Source organism: Haloferax profundi, from assembly GCF_001469865.1.
Taxonomy (GTDB): Archaea; Halobacteriota; Halobacteria; order Halobacteriales; family Haloferacaceae; genus Haloferax; species Haloferax profundi.
In genome coordinates, this window is record NZ_LOPV01000555.1 from 1 (window position 1) to 6454 (window position 6454).

The following is a 6454-nucleotide window of genomic DNA, read 5'->3' on the forward strand; positions in this document are numbered from 1 at the left end:
CGCCTCTTCGAGGTACGCTTCGGCTGCGTTCGTATCCCGAGGTAAGTTCATGTGGAACTGATGGATGTCGAGTTCGTCGTTCCTATCGTACACGTTGTTCAACTGGAAGTCCTTACAACCCATCGTGAGGGTGGCTGAGGCTGCATGGGTTCGTACTTCGTGCAGCACGTCTTTCACGAAGTCCTGTCGAGGTTGGACGTCACCCGGTTCGTTCATAATCTCGGTCGCCAGCAGTCGCGAATCGGTCGCATATTTTCGTGCCCACTGTCGTGCGAAGTGTACCGGAGACCGGTCGTACCCCGACCAGTTACGTGGTTGCAAAATGTTCGCTCTCGAGGGTGAGTGAACGCCGAATGCCTTCTCGGGGTCGGTCGTCGTGCGGTTGTACTCCGTGGGTTCTCCTTTCGGTGGCGCTTCGAAGAGGACCACAATCGGGCGAATGCCTCGCGCAGAACACTCCGACAAGAAATGTTCCACTCGGGAGAAAAAGGAGGGCCCATCCTCCACCCACCGCTCGTAGGATGCAAACACTCTGAGGGCGTTGAGGCCGAGTGACTTGGCCAAGTCGAGTTCGCGCTCGATGACGGTTTTGTCGTAGTTTGCCCACATCTGATAGGCGTTCCAATCCTTCGACGGTATGTAGATCGCCCCACGAATGTCTGTGAGATCGGCTGAAACCGCTGTGTCTCTTTCCGTCTGGCTCATGAGCGTCGAACCAACACCCCCAAGGGCGGTCACACCCGACGCCTTCAGGAACGTTCGCCGCCCAACCTGCGTCGAAGAACGTTCTGGTGAATCAGAGTGTTTAATATCTTTGACCATCTAAAATGGAATTGATTCAGTATTACTTAAATTTATTAGTATCTTACTTGTTAGAAACGTGCGTGTTAGTAGTCACCTCCGAACCAGCACAGGGAGCGAACAGCAGCGTGGCAAGCAAGTCGAAGCGATGGTGGCGAGGAGGTTCTCCCGGTTGCTCAGCAACCCAGAGGGTCGCGCACCCCGAACCGAGGGCGTGATGGTTCGAACGCGAGGCGTCTCGGCCGTCTTCGAGTCGCGCACTCAGTAGCATATCGAATCGACCAGAAAGCGCATATGTCGCTGCTCCAGAACATAAAAATAAAATGAACCGTCGTGCCCTCCTGACCACGGTTGCCACCGGGGGAGCCGTGGCGCTCGCTGGTTGCAGTACGCTAGGTGAATCCTGTGGTCCACCCACGGGTACGTTCGACAGGCCACGCGACCGCTGGCCGGCGAGTGGGTACGACCCGACGAACACCTCCTATGCCCCTGCTGGGCCGTCGAGCGGAGAGACACAGTGGCGGACCGACCGCGAGGCTGGCGAGGGCCCGCGGTTGAATGGCTGGTTCAGTTCGCCCATCGTCGGCGACGATGCGGTGTACGTCGCGACACGACAGTTCGACGGGCACGACCACGACTACCCTGGCTACCTCGTCGCGCTCGACGACGAGACTGGTGAGTTGCAGTGGCGGGTCGAACTCCCATCGTTGGCAAGTGGCGACCCGACACTCGCGGGTGACACCATACTCGTCGGCGACCTGGGGGGTACGCTCCACGCAGTCTCGACGGCCGGCGAACGACGCTGGACACAGGAACTCGGCGCAGCGGTCCGAACACCGACTATCGTCGGTGAGCACGTCTACGTCCTCGACTCGTCGGCGACGGTGTACGGTTTCACACTCGATGGAGAGCGGTGCTGGGAGTACAGGCAATCCAACGTCTGGGACCGCCTCCTCGGTGGCGACGCGTTCGCGGCCAACAGTGCTCCAGCAGTCGACGACTCACGAGTGTACGTGGCGGTCCAAGCGAACCCCGACGGGGACGAAACCGCCCACGTCGTCGCGTTCGACCACGAGGGGCACGAGGAGTGGCGTTACAGATTCCCAACTGGATATCGACCACCGAACACACCCGCTGTCGTCGACGAGACCGTTCTCGTGACCGGGGGTGACCAGATAGTCGCCCTCGACGCGGTGACCGGCGAGCACCAGTGGCGATTCGTCGTCGGCCACCGGCACACCGGCGCACCAGCGACCGATGGAGAGCGCGTCTACGTCGGCGCGAAGAACCTCTATGCGCTCGACGTCGATGACGGGAACGAGCAGTGGCGCGTCGTCAACTACGGCGTCAGCGATTCCCTCGGGTGGACGAAGAGCGTCCCGTTCATGGGACGCCCCGCGGTGACCGACGACGCCATCTACCTCCGGGCAGGCGCGTTCGACTCCTCCGACGGGAGCAGACTGTGGGGTGACCTCGCTGAAGAGACTGTACTCGAGTCAAACTATACGACGAGGTACTACTCTTGGCACTCGATGGCACCGCTTTCGGTGACGACAGACGCGCTGTATCTCTCCCATCAAAGCCAGGGGGTGACGAAGATAGCATGAACCGCCGTCGCTTCCTCCAGACAGTAGGTGCTGCCGGTTCGGTTGGCTCGACAGTCGGCCTCGCGGGCTGTAGCCAACGCTCCGGCGACGGTTCGGACAGGGAAGGCACGGATCGGTCGGAAGTATGCGAGTCGTACGATCCGACGGTCACCGGGTTGCCTGACTGGCGGACAGTCAGGGGCGACCCCGCTGGGACGGGTGTCGTTCCAGCGAGTGGGGCACCCGAGCCGCCTCTGTCGCTCGACTGGACGTTCACGCTCGGTGGGATGGTCGGGGCGGGACAGCCTGTCGCCACCTCTGACAGAGTCTACGCGCACGAGTACGACTCGATGCTGTACGGTGTAGACGCGGCATCCGGTTTGGAAGTTTGGCAAAAAAGCGTCGACGGGCTACGTGGGGCTCCGGCCGTCGGCGACAACGTGGTCGTCGCTCTCGCAGACTCGACGGTCCTCGGACTCGACCCAGAGACGGGTGAGACAGTGTGGACCGCTCCCAAGACCAAGACCGACCCGTTTCAGGGGAGCCCAGTCGTCGTCGACGAGACGGTCTACGTCCCGACCGAACTGTCGCTTCTCGCACTCGACCTCACCGACGGGACCATCAGGTGGCAGCACACGACGGGTGAAGAGACGATTGCGACACCCGCAATCGAAGACGAGACAGTCTACTACGGCGATTACGACACCTACGTCTACGCCGTCGATGCGGCGACCGGGGAGGAGCGCTGGCGTGCCAAGACGGACGCGCACATCGAGTGTAACATCTCTGTCGCGGACGGCCTCGTCTTCGCTGGCAGTCGTGATGAGACCGTTCGTGCACTCGATGCGACGTCCGGCGAGTGTCTCTGGACGCGTGAGTTCGGGGCAGAACCGGATGTCATCGCGACCGACGGTTCCCACGTGTACGTCGATATTGGCCGCCAACTCTACGCGCTCGAGACCACAAGCGGTGCATCGTGCTGGTCGACGGCCTACGGAGATACCAGGGGCATCGGCATCGCCGTCGGTGGCGGTCACGTCTATACGCCACTCACCGACCCGGAGTCAGAGTACGGTACCCGCCCGGGCGTGCTCAACGCGGTGACCGGCGAGACGGTCGCTCAGACACAGATGGAGTTGGAGTCTGACTACGCGAGATTCTACAAAGGATCGGCCGTCGCTGACGGCGCGATGTACGCTTCCGGAGTCGCTGAGGGTGGCATCACGCTTGCTCGGTTCAGCTGAGTGGTAACGTATAGCCATTTGGGAATGATGGACACCATCTGTCCTCGATGTGCGTACAGAGGGCGAATACGACAATTGGGTTACCGAAGGCGAGAACGTCGACAATCACAACGTGCCGTAGTCAGGGGGAACCGCCATCGGTGACACCACGGTCGGTGTCGATTGTATCGTACCCGAAGGCAGCGTCGAGGATTGCAAGCGTCTGTCCAGCGCCGACCAACACGAGCCCAACAACCAGAACAAAGGGCAGAGTACTCAAGAGACCGAGAGCATACGTTACCGCACCGAACACACACGCAGTCGCACCACCGAAGTACACCCAAGCACGTTCAGAAACACGCCGTCCGGTATCGGCGAACCCGATGGCAGGCAGGAGCATCCACCCGAACAAAGCGACGCCTTGGAAGAGCGGTCCCGCAGACCCGATACGAAAGCCGACTGCACCGGTCACCGTTGCAACGAACCCTGTTACGATTACCAACCACCACGTGTAGAGGACGCCCTCCCGCATGTCTTGGCGTCCGGTCACAGCAAACACCGCCAGCAGAGTCGCCATCACGACGTGGGCGATGAACAGCGTGGACGAACTAACGACGCCAAGATGTGCAGCCGTCACGAACCCCCACGCCAGCGGTATCAAGAAGACCGGACCGTACTCACGGGCCTGCCGGAACATACGTTACTGGATTCGTGGCTATCGTAATGAGGCTTGGTACGCAAAAACGGACGAAAATCTGTAAAGGACGTGGTGACCGCGTACACGTCCAAACCGAGGCTTCGACGTGCTCACCGACTTCGAATCGGATGCAGTCGTCCACTGGGCGGCGATACCGGCCGCCCGAATCAAATTAAGAGCCGACACCTTCCGAAACAACCCGACGATATCGAAGACGACTTGCAGACGAACGAAGCGGACGTCCTACAACACCGAAGTCGCGTCGGTTACTCAGAATAGTGACGTGAGTACCGCCGAAATGTCAATACGGAAACCCAACACTTCGATTCCCTTGTATCCCAAGTATATTCCGACAATTCCCAGAATTCCAGCGAGATTGGGTGGTGCCGGAATTGGTATTTTTATGACACTGAACAGGGCTCCAGCAATTACGCCCGCCAGCAGAGCCAGAACAAGTTGTGAGGCCATATAACACATCAGATTTTACAGGAATATAATGTTACATTGTTGGCCGGTACGCATCCGAGAAGACACCACTCGTTACGTGTTCCTCAATCCCCGCCACGTACCGCTACGTTCATCATTTCTTGACATCAAGCAGGGGCAATGGAACTACGACGACGTTCTCTTCTCGCGCTAGCCGCCACTGGCGTCGGTGGAACCCTCGCCGGTTGCACTTCGAGTGACGAACCTACGGAGAGTGAGGCCACCACCGAAAGCGAAACGTCCGAACCAACCGAGTCAACTCGCCCAGACGGGCAGACTACGGCGACGTTGCGAACGACCAAAGGCGACATCGTCGTCGAGCTCTATGGTGACCGCGCACCCCGGACGGTCGAGAACTTCGTCGGCCTCGCAACCGGTTCGAAAACGTGGGTCGACCCCCAAACCGGTGAATCTGTCGACGGTGAACCGCTGTACGAAGACGTCCTGTTCCACCGGGTCATCGACGACTTCATGATTCAGACCGGCGACCCGACTGGGACCGGCCGTGGCGGCCCAGGCTACCAATTCGACGACGAGTTCCACGAAGACCTCCGACACGACGGCCCCGGCGTGGTTTCGATGGCCAACGCCGGACCCGACACGAACGGGTCGCAGTTCTTTATCACGCTCGACGCACAGCCACATCTCGACGGCCGACACGCCGTCTTCGGTCAAGTCATCGAGGGGATGGCAGTAGTCGAAGCGATTGGAGCGGTCGAAACCGACGATGCTGACCGACCGGTCAACGACGTGGTTTTGGAGTCAGTGACAATCGAGACTGCATAAAGGCCCTCGGAGGCAAACGCAGAGACGCCACACGAATTCGAAGGAGACTCACAACACACACACGACGACCGGTAAGTCACCCTGAAACCGTATTGTTCACGACCGAATTCCCCGTCGTTCTGATGAGTGTGACACCGCGGGCATTGTCCGAACCGACGTTCCCGGTTACGACGTTATCGTCGCTCGATATCAGGAGGATAGCGTTGTCGCTACTGTCTCGAACCGAGTTGTTCACGATGCGATTCTCATCGCTGGACCGAAGTCGAATGCCGACTGCGTTCGACACGGCTTCGTTGTCTGCTACTACATTTTCGTTGGAGCGGTCGGCGAGGAAAATCCCATAAAAGCGGTTCGAGACTGTGTTACGAGTGAGTTGGTTGTCACGGGCGGCAGACAGCCAGATGCCAGCAATCCGGTTTTCGTCCGCACTGTTGTCCACCACGAGGTTGTCGTGAGCGTCGATGAGGACGATACCGAACTCGTTGTTCGACGCCGTGTTGTCGACGAGAGTGTTGTTTCGCACGCCGCCTTCGACGAGGTGAATGCCGAACAGGGCGTTGTCGGTTGCGGTGTTGTTCACGACTGTGTTGTTCGTACTGGATTCGAACAACGAGATGCCCCGAAGCCGGTTTTCGTGGACGACGTTGTCCGCAATCCGGTTGTCTCGGGCGTCGAGTAGTGAAAGCCCGACGCGGTTATTCTCGGTCGTCGTGCTTACGATGGCCCCGTCGACGACGCCGATGTATCGGATACCGTCGTCCCAGTCAGTGACCGTCACGTTGCGCACAGTGACGTTCTCGAGTGGTCGGCCCCCGGTCGAACGCACGACCACACCGGCAGTTCCGAACTCGCCGACGCCGTCGACACGATAACCC

The 6454-nt window shown here is 59.7% G+C and carries 7 protein-coding genes; 3 read left to right on the forward strand and 4 right to left on the reverse strand.

What is annotated here, in order from left to right; genetic code table 11:
• The coding region (locus AUR66_RS16700; protein WP_157533190.1) for a cellulase family glycosylhydrolase at nucleotides 1-822 on the reverse strand (822 nt) is incomplete at its 3' end.
• Between the two features lie 302 nt (nucleotides 823-1124).
• Here AUR66_RS16700 and AUR66_RS16705 point away from each other — a divergent pair.
• Nucleotides 1125-2408, forward strand: coding sequence for a PQQ-binding-like beta-propeller repeat protein (locus AUR66_RS16705; protein ID WP_082682260.1), 1284 nt, complete (start codon nucleotides 1125-1127; stop codon nucleotides 2406-2408).
• Nucleotides 2405-3631: a PQQ-binding-like beta-propeller repeat protein gene (locus AUR66_RS16710; RefSeq protein WP_058573329.1), complete on the forward strand. Its 1227-nt coding sequence runs from the start codon at nucleotides 2405-2407 to the stop codon at nucleotides 3629-3631. The genes AUR66_RS16705 and AUR66_RS16710 overlap by 4 nt, the downstream gene beginning before the upstream one ends.
• Nucleotides 3632-3752: 121 nt before the next feature.
• On the opposite strand, the gene AUR66_RS16715 is transcribed toward AUR66_RS16710, so the two are convergent.
• A complete protein-coding gene (locus AUR66_RS16715) occupies nucleotides 3753-4307 on the reverse strand; it encodes a hypothetical protein (protein ID WP_058573330.1) in 555 nt (184 codons plus the stop codon).
• 270 nt (nucleotides 4308-4577) lie between these two features.
• Nucleotides 4578-4775, reverse strand: a complete 198-nt coding sequence (locus AUR66_RS20845; protein WP_082682262.1) for a XapX domain-containing protein — start codon at nucleotides 4773-4775, stop codon at nucleotides 4578-4580.
• A 138-nt stretch (nucleotides 4776-4913) separates the two neighbouring features.
• Between AUR66_RS20845 and AUR66_RS16720 the strand changes: the two genes are divergently transcribed.
• Nucleotides 4914-5579 (forward strand): peptidylprolyl isomerase, encoded by a 666-nt coding sequence (locus AUR66_RS16720; protein ID WP_082682261.1) that lies wholly within the window; start codon nucleotides 4914-4916, stop codon nucleotides 5577-5579.
• Nucleotides 5580-5655: 76 nt separating this feature from the next.
• Here the strand turns inward: AUR66_RS16720 and AUR66_RS16725 are convergent.
• The coding region (locus AUR66_RS16725) for a right-handed parallel beta-helix repeat-containing protein (protein WP_058573331.1) at nucleotides 5656-6454 on the reverse strand (799 nt) is incomplete at its 5' end.